Annotated in this window: 15 protein-coding genes; 10 read left to right on the top strand and 5 right to left on the bottom strand. The window is 46.4% G+C overall.

What is annotated here, in order from left to right; genetic code table 11:
• Positions 1 to 182: 182 nt before the first annotated feature.
• The 4 genes from A0256_12475 to A0256_12460 all read left to right on the top strand — a co-directional run bounded on the left by A0256_12475 (position 183) and on the right by A0256_12460 (position 4,667).
• On the top strand, positions 183 to 1,484 hold the full coding sequence (locus A0256_12475; protein AMR32178.1) for a hypothetical protein: 1,302 nt from the start codon (positions 183 to 185) through the stop codon (positions 1,482 to 1,484).
• A gap of 460 nt (positions 1,485 to 1,944) precedes the next feature.
• Positions 1,945 to 2,133, top strand: a complete 189-nt coding sequence (locus A0256_12470; GenBank protein ID AMR32177.1) for a hypothetical protein — start codon at positions 1,945 to 1,947, stop codon at positions 2,131 to 2,133.
• A gap of 902 nt (positions 2,134 to 3,035) precedes the next feature.
• A complete protein-coding gene (locus tag A0256_12465; GenBank protein AMR32176.1) occupies positions 3,036 to 3,566 on the top strand; it encodes a transposase in 531 nt (176 codons plus the stop codon).
• Positions 3,567 to 3,806: 240 nt separating this feature from the next.
• Entirely contained in the window at positions 3,807 to 4,667 is an 861-nt protein-coding gene (locus A0256_12460) for an oxidoreductase (GenBank protein AMR34531.1), read from the top strand.
• Positions 4,668 to 4,727: 60 nt separating this feature from the next.
• On the opposite strand, the gene A0256_12455 is transcribed toward A0256_12460, so the two are convergent.
• The gene (locus A0256_12455) at positions 4,728 to 6,977 is read right to left on the bottom strand and encodes a hypothetical protein (GenBank protein ID AMR32175.1); all 2,250 of its coding nucleotides are present in this window, start codon (positions 6,975 to 6,977) and stop codon (positions 4,728 to 4,730) included.
• Positions 6,978 to 7,039: 62 nt separating this feature from the next.
• Here A0256_12455 and A0256_12450 point away from each other — a divergent pair, with 62 nt between their 5' ends.
• On the top strand, positions 7,040 to 7,462 hold the full coding sequence (locus tag A0256_12450; GenBank protein ID AMR32174.1) for a hypothetical protein: 423 nt from the start codon (positions 7,040 to 7,042) through the stop codon (positions 7,460 to 7,462).
• Between the two features lie 80 nt (positions 7,463 to 7,542).
• Here the strand turns inward: A0256_12450 and A0256_12445 are convergent, their stop codons facing one another.
• Positions 7,543 to 7,836 carry a hypothetical protein gene (locus tag A0256_12445; protein AMR32173.1) on the bottom strand — a complete coding sequence of 98 codons (294 nt, stop codon included), beginning with the start codon at positions 7,834 to 7,836 and terminating at the stop codon, positions 7,543 to 7,545.
• Between the two features lie 135 nt (positions 7,837 to 7,971).
• Between A0256_12445 and A0256_12440 the strand changes: the two genes are divergently transcribed.
• Positions 7,972 to 9,171, top strand: a complete 1,200-nt coding sequence (locus A0256_12440) for a galactokinase (protein ID AMR32172.1) — start codon at positions 7,972 to 7,974, stop codon at positions 9,169 to 9,171.
• 62 nt (positions 9,172 to 9,233) lie between these two features.
• Positions 9,234 to 9,764: an RNA methyltransferase gene (locus A0256_12435; protein ID AMR32171.1), complete on the top strand. Its 531-nt coding sequence runs from the start codon at positions 9,234 to 9,236 to the stop codon at positions 9,762 to 9,764.
• A gap of 96 nt (positions 9,765 to 9,860) precedes the next feature.
• Here A0256_12435 and A0256_12430 read toward each other — a convergent pair whose 3' ends face one another.
• The 3 genes from A0256_12430 to A0256_12420 all read right to left on the bottom strand — a co-directional run bounded on the left by A0256_12430 (position 9,861) and on the right by A0256_12420 (position 16,408).
• Positions 9,861 to 10,292 (bottom strand): hypothetical protein, encoded by a 432-nt coding sequence (locus A0256_12430; protein AMR32170.1) that lies wholly within the window; start codon positions 10,290 to 10,292, stop codon positions 9,861 to 9,863.
• A 107-nt stretch (positions 10,293 to 10,399) separates the two neighbouring features.
• Positions 10,400 to 11,881, bottom strand: coding sequence for a glutamate synthase (gene gltD, locus A0256_12425; protein AMR32169.1), 1,482 nt, complete (start codon positions 11,879 to 11,881; stop codon positions 10,400 to 10,402).
• Positions 11,882 to 11,884: 3 nt separating this feature from the next.
• Positions 11,885 to 16,408 carry a glutamate synthase subunit alpha gene (locus A0256_12420; protein AMR32168.1) on the bottom strand — a complete coding sequence of 1,508 codons (4,524 nt, stop codon included), beginning with the start codon at positions 16,406 to 16,408 and terminating at the stop codon, positions 11,885 to 11,887.
• A gap of 249 nt (positions 16,409 to 16,657) precedes the next feature.
• On the opposite strand from A0256_12420, the gene A0256_12415 reads away from it, so the two are divergent.
• From A0256_12415 to A0256_12405, 3 genes are all read left to right on the top strand, one after another.
• Positions 16,658 to 17,149 (top strand): histidinol phosphate phosphatase, encoded by a 492-nt coding sequence (locus A0256_12415; protein AMR32167.1) that lies wholly within the window; start codon positions 16,658 to 16,660, stop codon positions 17,147 to 17,149.
• Between the two features lie 233 nt (positions 17,150 to 17,382).
• Positions 17,383 to 18,915, top strand: coding sequence for a hypothetical protein (locus tag A0256_12410; GenBank protein AMR32166.1), 1,533 nt, complete (start codon positions 17,383 to 17,385; stop codon positions 18,913 to 18,915).
• A gap of 270 nt (positions 18,916 to 19,185) precedes the next feature.
• Positions 19,186 to 20,037 carry an ATP phosphoribosyltransferase gene (locus A0256_12405; GenBank protein ID AMR32165.1) on the top strand — a complete coding sequence of 284 codons (852 nt, stop codon included), beginning with the start codon at positions 19,186 to 19,188 and terminating at the stop codon, positions 20,035 to 20,037.
• Positions 20,038 to 20,140: the final 103 nt, after the last annotated feature.

The raw sequence follows: 20,140 nt of genomic DNA, 5'->3' as shown, positions 1-20,140 counted from the left end.
TGTTAGGCCTGCATTATAATGCCCGCTATAACAGGGTTAAAAAGACGCCTCGACTGACAAAACACTGTCACCATTATTATCTTACAAACCACCGATATTTGTAGGTATCCCGGGCGAATGCCGCATCCGCAGCCACCTTTCGCCTTATAGTTTTCACCACCAATCAATTTTCAGCTCAAAAAATGAATTTCTTCACCATTCAGCCCGCCGGTTCCTGGGTAAAACAGGAATTTGGTAAACCTATGCCTTATAGTCTATTCGGTGAGTTTTGGCAGCAACATGAATTATGCGTTCTATTTTCCGATTGCAACCTGGGCAAAAGCCAGCTGGCCGTGCAGCTGGCCGATAGCATCAGCAAGGCCGAACCAATTGCTCATTTTGCTACTGCCCCATCCGGGCAAACCGTGCTTTATATAGATTGCAAACTAAATTCCGCACAGTTTGCAGCGCGTTATACCTCTCCAGAGGGACAAATGTATGCCTTTAGTGAACACCTTCACCGGGCAGAATTCGACCCCTGTATCGATGTCCCTTACAAGTCAGAGCATTACGACGAGGAGATCTTTGACAATATCGAGCTGGCGCTGGATGCTACCGGTGCCACGGTGATCATCATCAATAATCTGGGGAATATGTGTTTAGGCACCGACAAACCAGCAAGCACTTTCGCGCTGATGCGCATGCTGCGTTTGCTAAAGATCAGCCGTAAAATCAGTATCCTGGTACTGGTACAAACACCACGCCGCAATACCTATAACCCGGTTACCCGTGCCGATCTGCAGGGAAATAATGGGTTGCTCAACCTGGTTGATAGTGCCTTTGCCATCGGCGAAAGCCATACCAAAGAGGGCTTTCGCTATCTTAAACAAATCAAACGCAGCGGCGGGCCCATCATTTACAACGATCAAAACGTTGTGCTGATGCACTCCGTTCGCATTGGCGGCATCCTGCAATTTGAGTTTCAGGGGCAGGAGGCAGAAAGGCAGCACCTGCGCCGCCCCGGCGAACAGGAACGTTCCCGCATGGCTAATGAGGTTGCAGATTTAAGCAGGCAGGGCCAAACCCAGCGGCAAATCGCACTCCAAATGCGCATCAGCCCCAGTACGGTAAATAAGCTTTTGCATCTCAGCGGCATTAACCCGAAAATTAACGAGCCGGGTGCATTTGATCAATGGCCCGCTGAAACCTGGCCCAAAGGAAAAAGCACCGAGTTTGATGATATACCGATAGAATCGCTTTACCGTACCTTAACGGAAGTGGAGCAAGAACAAAAAAGACGGGAACGCTATGACCCCATTCCCCGCTTCATGAAGCTACCCAACGGCAAAGCTGTTTGCCTCGGCGAGGTACGCAACAAGGACTATCAAAACATTGACTGGCCGCGCACTTTTCCCCTACAAAAAATAATAATGAAAGATGAAATGCTAAGCCCGCAAGATGAAGCCCTCCTGCTGGAAAGAGCAAGCTGGGAGCAAGAGTATTAGGTTTGTCGCTTACTATTTGGGCTTGTTAGCGTGCTGGCACGTTAGTCACCCTACCCTCTTTGTCATCCTGACGAAGGAAGGATCTACTAAACGCCATGCATTACGTTTGCCGCCGCTGTTGGTTAGTTCACCAACAGCCTTTAGGACAGTCAACAACATGCAGGCGTCATGCAAGGCTACCACCGCGATGGTGTTTTTCTGCGGCTATTGAAGAAATCATGACGGAGATGCCGCTCGCCGACAAGCATGGCGAGTTGTTGGTGAAAACACCAACAACGGCGAAATGCTTCATACCTCAGCACCTTGTCATCCTGACGAAGGAAGGATCTATTAAACGCCATGCATTATTTCCCGCCGCTGTTGGTGTTTTCACCAACAGCCTTTAGGACGGTCAACAACATGCAGGCCTCGTGCAAGGTTGCCGCCGCGATGGTGTTTTTCTGCGGCTATTGAAGAAATCATGACGGAGATGGCGCTCGCTGACAAGCATGGCGGGTTGTTGGTGAAAACACCAACAACGGCGAAATGCTCCATACCTCAGCACCTTGTCATCCTGACGAAGGAAGGATCTATTAAACGCCATGCATTATTTTCCGCCGCTGTTGGTGTTTTTGCCGCCGCTGTTGGTGTTTTCACCAACAGCCTTTAGGACGGTCAACAACATGCAGGCTTATGAAAGGCTACCGCCGCAATAGTGTTTTTCTGCGGCTGTTGAACACATCATGAAGGTGATTGGCGCTCGCCGACAAGCATGCGGGTTGTTGGTGAAAACACCAACAACGGCGAAATGCTCCATACCTCAGCACCTTGTCATCCTGACGAAGGAAGGATCTATTAAACGCCATGCATTATTTCCCGCCGCTGATGGCATTATTACCAACAGCCCTTAGGACGGTCAACAACATGCCGGACTCATGCAAGGCTACCGCCGCGATGGTGTTTTTCTGCGGCTGTTGAAGAAATCATGACGGAGATGCCGCTCGCTGACAAGCATGGCGGGTCGTTGGTGAAAACACCAACAACGGCGAAATGCTCCATACCTCAGCACCTTGTCATCCTGACGAAGGAAGGATCTATTAAACGCCATGCATTTTTTCGCGCCGCTGTTGGTGTTTTCACCAACAGCCCTTAGGACGGCCAACAACATGCAGGCCTCGTGCAAGGCTACCGCCGCGATGGTGTTTTTCTGCGGCTATTGAAGAAATCGTGACGGAGATGGCGCTCGCCGACAAGCATGGCGGGTTGTTAGTGAAAACACCAACAACGGCAAAATGCTTCATACCTCAGCACCTTGTCATCCTGACGAAGGAAGGATCTATTAAACGCCATGCATTATTTCCCGCCGCTGATGGCATTATTACCAACAGCCCTTAGGACGGTCAACAACATGCCGGCCTCATGCAAGGCTACCGCCGCGATGGTGTTTTTCTGCCGTTCCCGCCGCTGTTGGTGTTTTCACCAACAGCCTTTAGGACGGTCAACAACATGAATCCCTCATGCAAGGTTACCAACAGTTTGCAATTTCAAAATACACTCCCGATATTAGCCTTGATGACCCACCTAAACTTCGATAATCATCCACAATTCTTTACCGCTACCATATTAGACTGGATGCCGCTATTGCGGGAAGACACATTTAAAGATATAATCATAAAGAGCCTTCAATTTCTATCGGATGAAAAAATTATTGTCGTTTATGGCTTCGTTATCATGCCTAACCATATTCATTTAATTTGGCAGTTGCAGGATGGGCATACCCAAAAATCTATACAACTAAGGTTTATGAAATTTACGGCACAGCTAATGAAATTCAGACTCTTAGAGACAAAGGATCCGCGGCTATCGTCATTTGAGGTAAACTCCAGAGACAGGCAATATCAATTCTGGAAACGAAATCCGCTAAGCATCGATCTATGGACACCACAGGTTTTCATACAAAAACTAGATTATATACATCGAAACCCTTTGCAACCAAAATGGCATTTAGCTGAATTTCCGGAGGATTATGAGTATTCGTCTGCAAGGTTTTATGAAACGGGTATTGATGCTTTTGGATTTCTCAAACATCATGAAGGAGATTAGCGCTCGCTGACAAGCATGGCGGGTTGTTGGTGAAAACACCAACAACGGCGGAAAGCATGGCGGGTTGTTGGTGAAAACACCAATAACGGCGAAAACACCATGCATTATGCACCTGCTCATCGGTTGATAAAATACTCCATACCTCAGCACCTTGTCATCTTACAGTTTTTGCGCCGCTACTGCCGAACAATGCCAACACCCCGCTGTTATCTCCTAACTGAATATCAACAATATAATATCATGAGCAACGAAACAACAAAAACATTTAACATAGGCGGCGACCTTATCGTTAACCGCATTGGGTACGGAGCCATGCGCATCACAGGTAAAGGCATCTGGGGACCACCAAAAGATCACGATCAAGCTATCCGGGTTTTAAAACGCGCCGTGGAATTGGGCGTAACCTTTATAGATACGGCTGATAGTTATGGCCCTAATATTTCTGAAGAACTGATAGCCGAAGCTCTGTATCCGTACCCGGCAGATCTGATCATTGGCACAAAAGGTGGATTACTGCGCACCGGGCCGGATCAATGGCCCGTAGATGCTAGTCCCGCCCATTTAAAAGAGGCATTGGACGGCAGCCTCAAACGCTTAAAGCTCGACCAGATAGACCTTTATCAACTGCACCGCATAGACCCGAATGTTCCGGCAGAAAAGACCTTTGAATTTTTGAAGCAGGCACAGCAGGATGGCAAAATCAGGCACATTGGCTTATCTGAAGTAGGTATTGATGACATCAAAAAAGCGCAGGATTATTTCGAAGTGGTATCGGTACAGAATATGTATAGCGTAGACAACCGAAAGTGGGAAGGTGTGCTGGAATATTGCCAGGAGCAGCATATTGCATTTATTCCCTGGTATCCATTAAGTGCGGGTAACGTATCCGGCCAGGCAAAACTGCAAAAGGTGGCCGACAAACACAGTGCTACAGTTCACCAGGTGGCTTTAAGCTGGTTGCTGAACCACTCATCTAATATTTTATTAATTCCGGGCACATCCAGTGTTGCGCATCTGGAAGAGAATATGAAAACAGCCAGCGTGGTGTTGGATGCGGAAGACATCGATGAATTGGACGGCATTTCACCACCGGTAGGATAATTCGATTAAGAATCTAATTTAAGGATGCGGCCAAAACTGCATCCTTTTTTTATAATCGCATTAACGGATGATCGTAACGCTACCGCTTAATGGCCCGCTTCCATCTTTCAAATCGATAAGGTAATAATAAACTCCCGCCGGCAAGGCCTTCCCGTTAAGCGTACCGTTCCAGGCGAGGGCATAACCTATGGAATTGTAAACGATATTACCGTGACGATTATACACCTGTACCGTACAGTTGGAGAGGGCGTTAAGATGTTGGATTATCCACAGATCATTAACGCCATCTGCATTTGGTGTAAAGGTATTGGGGATAACCAAATCATTTACAACAGTTACGGTTACCCCGGCGTGTTCATTGCAACCTTCGGCAGAGAATACGGTAAGTTTATAGGTGGTTGTGGTTGCCGGGGAGGCTACCGGGAACTGCGAAGCAGCATCATCTAACCCGGTGGCGGGTTCCCATAGGTACGAAATAACATCACCGGTAACGGTTGGTTTAAGCACCACGCTGCTCCCGGCCACGATCTGTTCCGTGGTGCTAACAGTAACAACGGGTTTTGGCTTAATGGTTACCGTAACCCCCCCCGCCCCGTTCGGAACTCCACAGTCGTTAGCCGTTGTAACTAAACAATTAACCCAATCGCCGTCTACCAGCGTAATACTTGCAAAATCAGGACTGTTAGCCCCTGCATTAATGCCGTTTACCTGCCATTGATAAACCAGTCCGGAACCAGCATTCGCAACGGTTGCATGGAAGTTTGCTGGCTCGCCGGAACATATCGGATTATTGGCGGCTTCGACAGATACCGTTGGATTGCCGGAAGCTAAGCCGGTATTGGTAACCTTAAACGTTTTACTATCGGTACCACCGGTGGCATCTGTAGCCGTAATGGTAACATCTAACGTGGCCGCACCGGAAAACGGGGTACCGGCCGCTGGCGACTGGCGATAGGTTATGCTTGTTCCCGGGCAATTATCCGTTGCCGACAAATTCAACGTATAATCAGCCAGGGCAGCACAGCCCGAAACGTTTTTATCAGCCATATCTGGCAGGGCTGGCTTACTTTGAACAGTTACCGGTATGGTAGCTTCTGCAAACTGGCAGATGCTTGCCTGCACTTTTCCGGTTAGTTTTGGGAAATTACCCGAAGCAATGATGGATGTCTGGGCACCCATGGTTAGCCTGGTTATTGTTTCCTCATTGGCTACTGCTAAATTTCCGCAGAGGTCAACTGCAAGAAATGCAGGATTCTTAATCGATTGCACAAATGTACTAACCACTCCATCAGGGCTTATCCGCCGGATGCTGTTATAATCGGTAGCAAACAAATTACCTCCTGCACCAAAATGCAACCCAAACACACCAACAAAACGGGCTTGCAATCGTGGCCCGTCTATTGGCATATACTCACTGGCACCTGCATATAGTTCTACACTGCCACCTTCTTTTATCCTGTAAATACCGGCAACATAATGATCACTGGTTGAGCCGCTTTGCGACCCCCAGTAAATATAACCGTCTGGGCCTGCCGCTACATCATAGGTGTAAACAGCTGTTGCAGCTATTGTACTTACCACTGCGGCTGGCGTTATTTTCCTGATCATTTTATTACCAAAATCAGCCACGTAAATATTGCCTGCTGCATCAATATCCAAGCCGTAGGGCGAACCAAATGAAGCCTTATTGCCCGTGCCATTAACCGCCCCCTCGAAGCCAGTCCCGGCAAAAGTGGATACCATACCGTCGGGTGTTATTTTCCTGATAGAATGATTATCCTGATCGGATACATACACATTGCCGGCATCATCGCAAACAATGCCAAATAAAGTTCCAAACCGGGCTTTATCACCGGGGCCATCACTTCCTCCCCTTTCTCCCGCACCGGCTAAGATCGTTACGTCACCCTCGGGCGTTATTTTCCGCACGGAATAACTTCGTAGTTCAATTACGTATAAATTACCTTTCAAATCGTAAGCGAGCCCGCTAATGGCACCGGGGAAACCAACGTTAAATTGCGGTGGCGGACCGGTTTCGCCACCATTGGTAAGTGCCTTTATCTGTAGTTGTTGCTTCCCCAATGTGCTGCAATCAACGGCTTCAGGTATAACTTTTACAACTGTGGGAGAATCTGTATTGTTAAGATAGGTGGCAACATCCTGCGGGACAATTTTATAAAAGCCCTGGCTGTTCAGCGGCAGGACAGGATCTTGTTTTGGAATTATAACAGGCTTTTGACCATAGGCAACAAAGCAAATGCAATTGCATAGCCATACCACCAGGAGTAATCTGCATTTTACAAAAGTCATCAGGCGTTATAATTGGTTTTTAAATGGCCCGGTTGTAAATATACAGTGTATTTTTGCTAGTGATGAAAACCAGGGAAGAAATACTTAATAGCTACTACTCACAGGGAGAAGATGGGATGCCCGAAATAAGTGCAGACGGTTTGCTAAAAGCTATGGAAGAATACCGTTTGGAAGGCGAAGAAGCGGCATTTAACGCTGCGCGCGCCTACGAAGACGACATTATAGGGGGAAAGCACAGCTATGAAACTTTCGCCGATTATAAAGCCGGCACCACCTCACTCGCCCCCACTCCTCAGGAGCCGGAAGAAGGGGAAATTATTCAATTTATAGCCGACAGCATTTTGGAACAGTTTATCCCAAATGATGCCGGCCAAAATTCACTCTCTTTTAACATTCGCACGAATGGGCTGGAATATACAGTCCGCTACGAAAGATCTGTCCAGGGGTATTGGAGTTTTACAGGTTACCGCCCGGACACTGACTAGCTGATGTTACAAATTTTGCGTTAAGCACCTGCTCAACCTAATCGCTCCTTGCGCTGCAAATGCTTTCGCAAAGCTAGTGCCTAGCTTACCTGCGCTACTTTAAACGGTTTTACATCCACCGTTTCCCAAATTTTCTGGGTAACGTAAGGTTCGTTTTTTTGCCAGGCTTCCAGTTCCTCGTCGGTTTCAAATTGCAGCACCATTACAGATCCTATCATTTTGCCATCATCGTTCAATACGGCTCCGCCTAAAATGTAATTGCCGCTTGCCTTTAAAGCTACTGCCCCGTCTAAATGATGCGGCCTTACGCCCATGCGGCGGTCTAAAGCGCCATCGTCCGTATAATCGTAACCGGTTACCAGGTATTGTTTCATATCTAATTGGTTTCTTTTGCAACAAGTATACGGTTGTAATGTTGTGCTTACAAAATATATTCCAACATTAAGGTTATTTCCAAAGAATAACTGTATGTTTGACATTAAAACCAATTATAAGCGAAATATTCTATCATGAACGAGAAACTGCAGCAGGAGTTTGCGAAGCTGTACAGCAAAGAACCATCAAAAATTTATTTTGCACCCGGAAGAGTTAATCTTATTGGGGAGCATATCGATTACAACGGAGGCCTGGTAATGCCATGTGCGATAACCCTGGGTACTTACATGCTGGCGGCGCCAAACGATGATAACATTTTTAGATTTAAAAGCCTCAATTTTAAGGAGGAGGCAGCGATTAACATTGATACAAATAATGTTAAGATAGAGGAGTTTTGGTACAATTATCCGGTAGGTGTATTAGAGCACTTTAAAATGGATGGCAAAACCTTGCAAGGTTTGGATATTTTGTACTATGGCAATATCCCTATCGCATCGGGCCTATCATCTTCTGCATCTATCGAAGTAGTTTCAGCTTTCGCATTTAACGATATTTTTGGCGCGGGCTATTCCAAACTGGAAATGGTAAAGCTGGCTAAGTGGGTGGAGAATACTTATATCGGCCTGCAAAGCGGTATTATGGATCAGTTTGCTGTAGCGTTCGGCGAAAAGGACAAAGCCCTGATGCTTAACTGTGATACACTGGATTACCAGGCGGTAGATAGTTCGCTGGGCGAATACGTACTGGCTATCATCAACACCAACAAATCCCGTAAACTAGCCGAATCTAAATATAATGAGCGGGTGACCGAATGCCAGGCTGCCCTAAAGGCTTTGCAGACAGCATTGGATATCAACTACCTGTGCGATATCGACTCGGCTACTTTCAACAGCTACAAGCACCTGATAACAGATGAAGTGGTACGCAACCGGGCAACCCATGTTATCGAAGAAAACGACCGGGTGAAACTCGCTGCGAAAGCATTGAGTTCACATAACCTCCCCGAATTCGGTCAGTTGATGTACGCTTCGCATCAATCATTAAGAACGCTTTACGAAGTAAGTGGTAAGGAACTGGATGCTGTTGTAGATTTTTGCAAAACCCAGCCTTACGTTGCCGGTGCCCGCATGACCGGTGCAGGCTTTGGAGGATGCGCCATAGCACTGGTTAAAGCAGATCAGTATGATCATTTTAGTGAAGCGGTAACAGAATATTATACGAAAGAAATAGGATACGCTCCGGCAGTATACAGTTCTTTAATCGGAGATGGCGTGGGCGTTTTGACCGGGGATATCAACTTCAGCACGGATCCATCATTGGAGCTGGTTTCCTAAAATACAGCAATTTTGCCCTTTAATGGTTTGCAGGTGTATATTTGCAGAAATTATACACCTGCATGCGCAAACTAAAGCTCGACGAACTCAACCGTGCCTCTATCGAGGATTTTAAGGAACAGGATAAATTGCCGGTAGTGGTGGTGCTGGATAATGTGCGTAGTATGCACAACATTGGTTCCATCTTTCGCACTTCTGATGGCTTTGCAGCCGACGCAGTTTATCTCTGTGGAATTACTGCGCAGCCCCCCCACCGGGAGATTGAAAAAACGGCGCTGGGTGCCACCCAATCGGTTAACTGGGAATATTTTGCCAGCACTTTGGATGCCATAGCCAAACTTCGCGACAACGGCTACAAAATAATCGCCATCGAGCAAGCCGAAAACAGCACTATGCTCAATGAGTTCACCCCATCTCCCGATGAAAAATACGCGCTCATTTTCGGCAATGAAGTAAACGGCGTAAGTGATGAAGCGATGGAGCTAATAGATACCTGCATTGAGATCCCGCAGTTTGGAACAAAGCACTCGTTCAACATTGTAGTATCCGCAGGAATTGTTTTGTGGGATTTCTTTGCAAAGCTGGCTGGATAATAATGCGTAGCCAACCCCGCATGCCATAAAGCTCCTCATCAAACCCTTACAAACCAAGCCGATCTTTAACCCACCCGATGATTACCCGGCCACTCCCTACCTAACTACTTTATCGATATAAAAGAAATTGGTGGTGCCATCGATAGTAAAAAACCGGTAAACGATGCATTTAAGTTTTAAAAATGTGTTTGGTTTGGCGGCGGCTATTGCCGGGGCATTCTCCGCCCGGTAAGGCATATAAAATCTTTGTGGGAAACCAGCGATATGGAATGCTATTGATCTTTGCAGCTTGCTGATATTTAAACCATGTAACTTTCCAATTTGAGATAGCGTGACGAGATTATCGGAACTTGCCTTGCCTGCCTCACCCAGATAGGTGGCATTCACAGTTACGGTATCTTTATAAGTGGTGCCAAATACCATCCCCATAAAGGGGTTGTTTCTGTAAGCGGTACTCACAACAGTTTGTGCTTTTAGGGCACCGGTAATTACCAGTATAAAACCTAAAGTGATTACATATTTTGCCATAACATTTAAAATAAACGGTTTCAAAGCGTTTATCTCAATAGTTCAGGCTTATAGCTGGTTAGTACTTATACCCGGCCGGAGGACGGCCGGGTTATATGCTTAATACCTTAATAAAATACTTGTTCAAACTGGTTTACACCATCTTTACTTTCCAGGTTACTGTGGCCCATTAAAAATTCATCAACCTTTCGGGCAGCCTCGCGGCCCTCGGATATGGCCCACACGACTAATGACTGTCCGCGGCGCATATCGCCCGCAGCAAATACTTTGCTCACATTGGTACGGTAAGCGCCTTCTTTAGCTTTTACGTTCTTGCGTTCGTCAAGTGCTACGTTGAGCTGTTGCAAGGCACCTTCAAACTGCGGGTTTACAAAGCCCATGGCAAGAAATACCCTTTGGCACACAATTTCGCGTTCAGAACCTTCTACTTCGCTGAATTTGATAGGGCGGCCCATCACATCGATCTCCCAGCTTACATCGCTCACCTTTATGGCTCTCAGTTCGCCGTTCTCATCACCCAAAAATTCTTTTGTATTGATACCCCAGAAACGTTCAACGCCTTCTTCGTGAGAGCTGGTCGTTTTCAGCACCATTGGATAAGTTGGCCAGGGCATATGCGCGGTTCGCTGTTCTGGCGGCTGCACCATTACTTCAAATTGCTTCACAGATTTGGCACCCTGGCGGTTGGATGTACCTACGCAGTCGCTGCCGGTATCACCACCACCAATTACAACAACATCCTTACCGGTAGCCAATATCTCTTCCATTTCGAAAGCAGTATTGCTTACGCGTTTGTTCTGCTGTTTCAGGAAATCCATTGCAAAATGAACCCCTTTAAATTCCCTGCCGGGGATAGGTAAATTACGCGGAATAGTTGATCCGCCGGCCAGTACTACCGCATCATGTGTGCGCACTATTTCATCGGCGGCCAGATCTTTACCTATTTCGGTATTGCATTTAAATTCTATACCATCCTCTTCCATGATCTGGATACGGCGGTCTATCACCCATTTTTCCAGCTTAAAATCAGGAATGCCGTAACGCAGCAAACCACCCGGGTGATCATCGCGCTCAAACACGGTGACTTTGTGCCCTGCTTTGCTTAACTGCGCGGCAGCAGCCAAACCAGCCGGCCCGGAACCTACTACAGCCACCTTTTTGCCCGTTTTAATAAGTGGGGCAACCGGTTTAACCATGTTTTTAGAGTAGGCAACCTCTATAATATGCTTTTCTATTTCTTCTATAGCAACCGGCGGTTTGTTAATCCCCAGCACACAGGCAGATTCGCACGGTGCGGGGCAAATGCGGCCGGTAAACTCCGGGAAGTTATTGGTTGACGATAAAATCTGGTATGCCTCACCCCAGTTTTTGCGGTAAACGGCATCATTAAATTCCGGTATCACGTTACCCAAAGGGCAACCGTTATGGCAAAACGGGATGCCGCAGTTCATGCAGCGTGCGCTTTGCTGGTTTAATTTTTCTTCCGGGTATAAACCCACAAATTCGTTATAGTTTTTTAACCTTTCGGCAACCGGCGTTTTTTGTGGAAGTTCCCTGTTAAATTCCTGAAATCCTGTAGCTTTTCCCATTATTTAGCTGATCGTTTGAAGTTCTTTTTGCTCTATTACTCGTTTGAATTCTTTTGGATACACCTTCACAAATTGACCCGAAACTGTACTCCAGTTTTTGAGTATGTTCTGAGCCAGTTTGCTGCCCGTTAAGTTGATATGCTTCTTAAGCAAGGCCAGTATTTGTTCCTCATCTTTCACAGAAAGCGGATCCAGATCTACCATCTCTTTATTGCAGTTATCAGCAAAGGTGCCGTTAGGATTATATATCCAGGCTAAGCCACCACTCATACCTGCTGCAAAGTTTCTGCCTGTTTCACCCAGGATCAACGCTCGGCCTCCGGTCATGTACTCGCAACCATGGTCGCCAATACCTTCTACAACAGTGGTGGCACCAGAGTTACGCACAGCGAAACGTTCGCCGGCCATGCCCCTGATAAACAGCTCACCGCTGGTAGCGCCATAAAGGGCCACGTTGCCTATGATGATATTATTTTCTGGCGTAAATGTAGCGTTGGAAGCCGGGTAAATAGCCAGTTGCGCACCGGACAAGCCCTTGCCTACGTAATCGTTCGCCTCGCCCTCCAGCTCAAAAGAGATGCCTTTGGTAGTAAATGCACCAAAGCTTTGCCCTGCCGAACCTTTGAATTTGTAATTGATGGTATTATCCGGCAACCCTGCAGAACCGTAGATCTTAGAGATCTCGTTTGATAGCAGGGTACCCACGGTACGGTCAACATTTTTCAGATCGAAATTTGCAAAAACCGGCGTTTTATCTTCCAACGCAGCTTTCGCCTGCTCCAGCAATCTCCAGTCGATGATGGCATCCATGCCATGATCCTGCTTTTCGCTGTTGTACAGCGTCATCCCTTTGGTATTAGTTGTTGGGTGCAATATGCCGCTCAGGTCAACCTTTTTAGCTTTCCAGCTCTGGATGTTATCTCTAACCTTAAGGAACTGTACACGGCCCACCATTTCATTAATGGTACGGAAGCCCAGCTCAGCCATGATCTCGCGCAGTTCCTCCGCCATAAAGCGGAAAAGGTTCACTACGTGATCTGCCTTGCCGCTAAACAGCTTCCTTAACTCGGGATCCTGTGTAGCAACACCTACAGGGCAGGTGTTTAAATGGCATTTACGCATCATGATACAGCCGCCTGCAACTAAAGCTGCGGTAGCCACTCCCCACTCTTCTGCACCTAACAGCGCAGCGATGGCCAAATCCCGGCCGGTTTTTAACTGACCATCGGTTTGCAGTACCACGCGGCTGCGCAGTTTATTGCGTACCAGTGTCTGGTGTGCTTCGGAAAGGCCAAGTTCCCAGGGCAGGCCGGCGTGTTTTACCGAACTGATTGGTGATGCACCGGTACCGCCATCATAACCGGCAATCAGGATCACGTCTGCATGTGCTTTTGCAACCCCGGCAGCTATTGTACCAACACCTGCTTTAGATACCAGCTTAACGTTGATACGGGCGGCGCGGTTTGCGTTCTTTAAATCAAATATCAATTGCGCCAGATCCTCGATAGAGTAAATATCATGGTGAGGCGGCGGCGAGATCAAACCTACCCCAGGTGTAGAGTGGCGCGTTTTAGCGATCCATTCGTCCACCTTGTGGCCCGGCAGCTGCCCGCCTTCGCCCGGTTTTGCACCCTGCGCCATTTTGATCTGCAGCTCATCGGCATTGGTCAAATAATTGGAGGTCACCCCAAAACGGGCCGAAGCCACTTGCTTGATAGCAGAGCGCATAGAATCGCCGTTTGGCATTTTCTCATAGCGCATCTCATCTTCGCCACCTTCGCCGGTGTTGCTCTTACCGCCAATGCGGTTCATAGCGATAGCCATGGTGCTGTGCGCCTCGTGCGAAATAGAACCGAAGGACATGGCACCGGTAGCAAAACGCGTCATGATGCTTTCTGCAGCCTCTACCTCATCAATGCTGATGGCTTCGCGGTGATGGGCAAAATCCAATAGACCACGGATGGTGTAATGCTTTTCAGTTTGCTCGTTTATTTTAGCAGCATAGTTTTTATATACCGAATAGCTGTTGCTTCGGGTTGCGTGTTGTAGTAAATGAACGGTATCCGGGTTAAACAAGTGGGCTTCTCCCCTGCGTTTCCACTGGTAAATACCACCCTCGGGTAATAAACGGCCCTCTGTTTTAGAACTGCCGAAACCAATTTTGTGTTTGCAAAGCGCCTCGCGGGCTATCTCATCCAAACCTAAACCGCCGATACGGGTAACCCCACCAGAGAAATATTTGTCTACCACGGCTTTGTTGATGCCCAGGATTTCAAATACCTGCGAACCATGGTAAGATTGCAGCGTAGAAATTCCCATTTTAGAGAAGATCTTCAGCAAGCCATCATTTACCGATTTAACATAATTTTTATAAAGTGTCTTTAGATCTAAATCAGTCTCCAGGCTACCATTTTCTTTCAGCGTTTCGATAGTAGAAAGTGCCAGGTACGGGTTGATAGCAGTAGCGCCGAATGCCAGCAAAGTAGCAAAATGGTGTACTTCCCAAACGTCTCCGGTCTCTACAACCAAACCTACCGCGCCACGGCGTCCTTTTTTAATGAGGTGATGATGCACAGCAGAAACGGCCAGCAGCATTGGGATAGGTGCGTGTTCTGAATCCACCGCACGATCTGACAGAATCAATACTTCAAAGCCATCATCTACGGCATCTTCCGCATAGCGGCAAAGCCTTGCAATACCTTTTTCGAGTGAGCCCGGCATGCCATCGGCATTAAAATAGGTTTGCAGCGTTTTGGCATGGAACAAGCCGGTATCTATACTGCGTAACTTTTCCAGCTGGTGGTTTTTCAGTATCGGGTGATCAAGCACCACGCAATGGCAATGCATTTTATCTTCATCCAACAGGTTGCCGTTGTTACCGATAAAGGTAGCCAAACTCATGACCAACCGCTCGCGGATAGGATCTATCGGCGGATTGGTTACCTGAGCAAAAAATTGTTTGAAATAGCTTGATAAATGCTGTGGCTTATCAGACAGGATAGCCAAAGGCACATCTGTACCCATAGATCCGATCGGCTCTTTACCATCCAGTGCCATTGGCTTAATGATGGTATCGATATCCTCGCGGCTGTAACCAAACACCTGCTGGTAACGGTAAACAGAATCGGGCGATAAACTGGCGAAAGCCAAACGCGGCTCAGACAGTTCTCCCAGGCGAATTTTATAATTATCCAGCCAGCGGCCATATGGCTGCTGAGAGCTTACCTGTTTCTTTATTTCATCATCGGTAATGATCTTACCCTTTTCGGTATCAATCAGCAGCATTTTGCCGGGCTGTAAACGGCCCTTACGCAATACAGTACTTTCATCTATTGTTAAGGTACCGGCTTCTGATGCGGCAATAACGCGGCCATCATTGGTAATAACGTAACGCAAAGGGCGCAGGCCATTCCTGTCAAGCAGGGCACCTACCAGCTTACCATCCGTAAAGGTGATGGCAGCAGGGCCGTCCCATGGCTCCATCAGGGTAGCATGATACTCGTAGAAAGCCTTTTTAACGGGGTCCATTTGTTCATTACCGTCCCATGCTTCAGGCACCAGCATCATCATTACGTGGGGTAATGAACGCCCGCTGTGCAGCAGGATCTCAATAATATTATCCAAACAGGCAGAATCCGATTGGTTGTTATCGATCACCGGCAACAACATCTCCATTTCTTCGGTAGTGAAGGCGGTAGACATGTAAGATTTTAAACCGGCATAAAACCAGTTTAAGTTTCCGGTAAGGGTGTTGATCTCGCCGTTATGCGCAATTAAGCGGAATGGCTGAGCCAGCTTCCATGAAGGGAAAGTATTGGTAGAGAAACGAGAGTGGATCATGGCAAAGCCCGATGCAATCCGTGGATCGTTCAGATCTGAAAAATACTTACGCAGTTGATAAGTGGTTACCTGCCCTTTGTAAACAATGGTTTTGCAGGATAGCGAAGTGAAGTAAAAATACTCGCTCGCAGCTGGTACAGTTTCACTTACCGTTTTGTTGATGTACCGGCGCAGAATGTAAAGTTTGCGCTCAAAATCATCAGCATTGGTAATATGGTGCGGCCTGGCCACAAAAAGCTGTTCCGCATCCGGCTCGGCCTGGCGCGCAGTTTCGCCAATAGCGCTGGAGTCCACCGTTAGTTTACGGTAACCCAGTTTATGCAAGCCAAGCTTCTCAATCGCGTTGGTAATAATGGTACGGCATGCTTTCTTCAAAGCAGGCTCTTTTGGTAAGAATATCATCCCCACACCATACTCGCCCGGCTCGGGCAGGTTGATCTCGAGGTTAGCACATTCTTCCATGAATAATTCGTGGGGGAGCTGAATTAAAATGCCTGCTCCATCGCCGGTTTCCGGGTCGCACCCGCAAGCACCGCGATGCTCCATGTTCTCTAACATGGTTAAAGCATCATCAATAATATGGTATGATTTATGTCCGTTTATATTGGTTATAAACCCAGTTCCGCAAGAATCGTGTTCAAATTCCGGCCTGTAAAGGCCTTGCTGGTTGCCATCGGTTTGATCCATAGTTTCACCCGATTTTTTTGAATTCGGGTAATAACGAAGTTAACGAATTATCATATTGATATAAACAACCTCCTGATTTTTTCATTTTTATCAAAACAGTGTGCCCTTAACGTTAAAATATTATTAAGTCTATAAAAATTTTATACTTTATATACGAAAATTTTAATTTTACTTTATTGTTTAATATGCACACATAGTAAATTGGCTTATTAAAGTAATTTTGCCGGACACCTATTATACCGGATATTTATGACTGATATGATTAAAGCAGTTTTTTTAGACAGAGACGGAGTACTGAACAGAGAGATGGGCGATTACGTATGCCGCCTGGAAGATTTTCATGTGCTGGATAATTTTGATGCACTAAAAGAACTGCAGGATCGGGGATATATGCTGCTGGTTGCCACCAACCAGGGCGGATTGGCGAAAGGCTGGTACGATGTGCCCGAACTCACTAAAATGCACAACCACTTAAAGCAGGTATATGAGGAAAGAGGTGTAGCGATCACCGACTTTTTTTACTGCCCGCATCACCCCGACTTTACCGGCGATTGTGATTGCCGCAAACCAAAACCAGGGCTTTTGTTCCAGGGAATTGAAAAATACAATATCGACCCCTCCAAGTCTTACTTCATCGGCGATAGAGAGCGCGATGTGGAAGCTGGTACAGCAGCTGGTGTAACAGGCATTTTAATAGATAGCAACCAGCCCATAAGTACCATTTTAGGGTTGATAGCTTAAATTTTTTAACACAGATTGCGCAGAGAGGGCACAGCGTTACACAGAGCTTCCCGCTTATTTATTGAGCTTTAACGTTGTTTATAATTTATTGAAGTTAAATTTGGATTCTTTGAGATTGTGCAGTGATGATATAAATGATTATCTGAGTGCCTCTCCGCGGAATCTCTGCGGACTTTGCGGTTCAAAAAACAGCTAACAAAAACAATTCACCCGTTTTAACCTTTTAGACGATTATGACCCTATCCAGATCCATAAAAGATTATGACACCTTAATTGCCTGTGCTGTTGCGTATTTCCTCATAACGCTTTTTACCAGTTACAGTGGTATTGGCATTTCGCCAGATTCCATCATGTACACCAGTGCGGCGCGCAGCTTTGCTACTGAAGGTACACTCAAAACCTTTAACCATATTCCTATCGTTGATTTCCCGATGTTCTATCCCTTGTTTTTGGGAACCATTACGGCCATCACCCGGATAGACCCTACCATTTTTGGCGCTACATTAAACAGCCTGCTTTTTGCCTCTTTGTTATACACCAGCGGTTGGATCATGAACCGCTTTGTGCCTTCATCACAATTATACAAATGGCTACTGCTGGTAGCCATTTTGCTCAGTCCGGGTCTGCTGCAGATCTATTCCTATTTATGGTCTGAAACGTTATTTATACTGGAGGTCCTCTTTTTCATCATTGCCTTCAGGCAGTATTTAAACACCTATGCTATTAAATGGCTGATTATAGCAGCCATTATCGCGGCCATTAGTTGTGTAACACGGTATGCCGCTGTTACCATTGTGGGCACCGGCGGATTGATCTTACTGCTTGACCGCACACCACCCATTAAAAAGAAGATCATACATATATTAATATACGGGTTGATCTGCATCTCGTTACTGGTAGCCAACCTGGTTTTTAATGCCACCGTAACAGGTACCGTTACCGGCCCGCGGGAACCATCTATTACGCCTTTCCTTAAAAACCTTTACTACTTCGGCACCGTAGTGTGCGACTGGATGGGCTTTTCCCCGGCCCAATATTTCCTGGCAATACCAATTGCCTCGGTGATCTTACTGGGCTTTATCATTGCGCTGGCCTATAATTTTTTGCGCAGGCACCTCAACAGTTATGAAAACCTGGCAATTACCTTTTCGCTGGTTTACGGTTTATTCATCATTTTGTCCTCTACATTTTCACGATACGAGCGCATTAACAGCCGTCTGCTCTCTCCTTTGTATATAACTGCTTTATGGGGCTATACCAGCTGGGTATTGTTATGGCTGAAAAGCATTGAGGCCAAACGGACAAGAATGATCCTGGGCGGGGTTTTAACCGTGTTGATGCTGGGTTTTATTGGCAAGGAATTAGATATAGACTATAAACGGTATAAAGACCAGGTAGCCGATGATTATGGTGCCCCCGGTTATACCGATAGCAGCTGGCAGGAATCAGAATTTGCAAATTACCTGCGCACCATCGATAAAAAAATATTTGACCCGAATGTAATGATCTACACCGATGCGCATGAGGCGGTATATTTCTTTTCGGGCCTATCCAGCTATCTGGTGCCGCACAAGTTTTTCAAAAACGATATGAAGCGTTTCTACGCTACCAAACGCTATTATCTGATCTGGTTCGATAACTTGGAGAATAAAGAATTGGTTAACTTGCAAGATATTCAAAAGGTACATGAATTAAAACTGATTAAAAAGTTTGAGGCCGGGGCTATCTACGAGTATAATAGTCTGAATCAGAATTTACAGAATTAATGGATTAACAGAATACTTTGGGTTGGAGACTAAACTCTGGCCATTCTCAAATTCTTTCAATTCTGATTCAGACAAACTTTTTATTTTGATTTCCAATTCTACTCCCTATATTTGCAGCACTAATCTATAGTTTTACTATATAAAGAATGGGCTTGTACAAACAACATCATCTGCAATTGCACCATCACCACCCGGTGATGAATAGATAATGTATGTTTCTACGTGAAATAACAGCCCCAGCTTTTTATTATAGTACCTTAAACTCATCTTGTGAAAACACTAAAAATAGCGATCCAGAAATCGGGTCGCCTCAACGAAAAGTCCGTTGAATTATTGAAGAATTGCGGCTTAAATTTTGAAAATTACAAAAGCTCGCTGATCTCCCCCGTATCTAATTTCCCTCTTGAAATTCTCTTTTTGCGAGATGACGATATCCCTGAATACGTTCAGGATGGTATTGCCGACCTGGGCATTGTAGGCGAAAATGTAATTGAGGAAACTGAAGTGGAAGTTGCTTACCTGCAACGCCTTGGTTTCGGCAAATGTTCGCTCAAAATTGCCGTGCCGAATAACGACAGCATCGCCAGCCTGGCCGATTTGAATGGTAAAGCCATCGCTACTACTTACCCGGTTATACTGGGTAAATATTTAAAAGAGCAAGGCATCACATCTGATATCCGCACTATTTCCGGTTCGGTAGAGATCTCCCCGGGCCTTGGTCTCAGTGACGCTATCTGCGATCTTGTATCCACCGGCGGCACTTTAAAAAGCAATGGCTTAAAGCCATTTGCCGATGTGATGAGCAGCGAAGCCATCCTGATCAGCAGCAAAGGCAGTGAAAATAATGACTTGATCCAGGAGCTGATCCAACGGATCCAGTCGGTATTGCGTGCCAAAGAAACAAAATACGTGGTACTTAATGTAAAACGCGACAATCTGGATGCAGTGATTGCGCTTTTACCCGGCGTAAAAAGCCCATCTGTTGTGCCTTTGGCCGAGGCAGACTGGGTGGCGGTACACACCGTTATCCCGGAGCGTGATTTCTGGGACCGCATCAGCCAGCTTAAACAAGCAGGAGCACAAGGCATTGTTGTAATGCCCATTGAAAAGATAATATTGTAAGCAGCGAGGCCACGAGCCCCCTAACCCCCTGAAGGGGGAACAGAAGTTTGAAAAATGGAAAGACAAGACAACAAAAATAACCTTCAAAAGCTCCCCCTTCAGG

It is taken from the genome of Mucilaginibacter sp. PAMC 26640 (assembly GCA_001596135.1).
GTDB lineage: Bacteria > Bacteroidota > Bacteroidia > Sphingobacteriales > Sphingobacteriaceae > Mucilaginibacter.
The sequence above is the reverse complement of the archived record's forward strand: the minus strand, read 5'-3'. Positions and strand labels throughout refer to the sequence as shown.

What these genes read in the sequence shown, in the direction of transcription:
- A0256_12475 (AMR32178.1), top strand. Translation starts at nt 183, where the DNA reads ATGAATTTCTTCACCATTCAGCCCGCCGGTTCCTGGGTAAAACAGGAA.
- A0256_12470 (AMR32177.1), top strand. Translation starts at nt 1,945, where the DNA reads ATGACGGAGATGGCGCTCGCTGACAAGCATGGCGGGTTGTTGGTGAAA.
- A0256_12465 (AMR32176.1), top strand. Translation starts at nt 3,036, where the DNA reads ATGACCCACCTAAACTTCGATAATCATCCACAATTCTTTACCGCTACC.
- A0256_12460 (AMR34531.1), top strand. Translation starts at nt 3,807, where the DNA reads ATGAGCAACGAAACAACAAAAACATTTAACATAGGCGGCGACCTTATC.
- A0256_12455 (AMR32175.1), bottom strand. Translation starts at nt 6,977, where the DNA reads ATGACTTTTGTAAAATGCAGATTACTCCTGGTGGTATGGCTATGCAAT.
- A0256_12450 (AMR32174.1), top strand. Translation starts at nt 7,040, where the DNA reads ATGAAAACCAGGGAAGAAATACTTAATAGCTACTACTCACAGGGAGAA.
- A0256_12445 (AMR32173.1), bottom strand. Translation starts at nt 7,836, where the DNA reads ATGAAACAATACCTGGTAACCGGTTACGATTATACGGACGATGGCGCT.
- A0256_12440 (AMR32172.1), top strand. Translation starts at nt 7,972, where the DNA reads ATGAACGAGAAACTGCAGCAGGAGTTTGCGAAGCTGTACAGCAAAGAA.
- A0256_12435 (AMR32171.1), top strand. Translation starts at nt 9,234, where the DNA reads ATGCGCAAACTAAAGCTCGACGAACTCAACCGTGCCTCTATCGAGGAT.
- A0256_12430 (AMR32170.1), bottom strand. Translation starts at nt 10,292, where the DNA reads ATGGCAAAATATGTAATCACTTTAGGTTTTATACTGGTAATTACCGGT.
- gltD (AMR32169.1), bottom strand. Translation starts at nt 11,881, where the DNA reads ATGGGAAAAGCTACAGGATTTCAGGAATTTAACAGGGAACTTCCACAA.
- A0256_12420 (AMR32168.1), bottom strand. Translation starts at nt 16,408, where the DNA reads ATGGATCAAACCGATGGCAACCAGCAAGGCCTTTACAGGCCGGAATTT.
- A0256_12415 (AMR32167.1), top strand. Translation starts at nt 16,658, where the DNA reads ATGACTGATATGATTAAAGCAGTTTTTTTAGACAGAGACGGAGTACTG.
- A0256_12410 (AMR32166.1), top strand. Translation starts at nt 17,383, where the DNA reads ATGACCCTATCCAGATCCATAAAAGATTATGACACCTTAATTGCCTGT.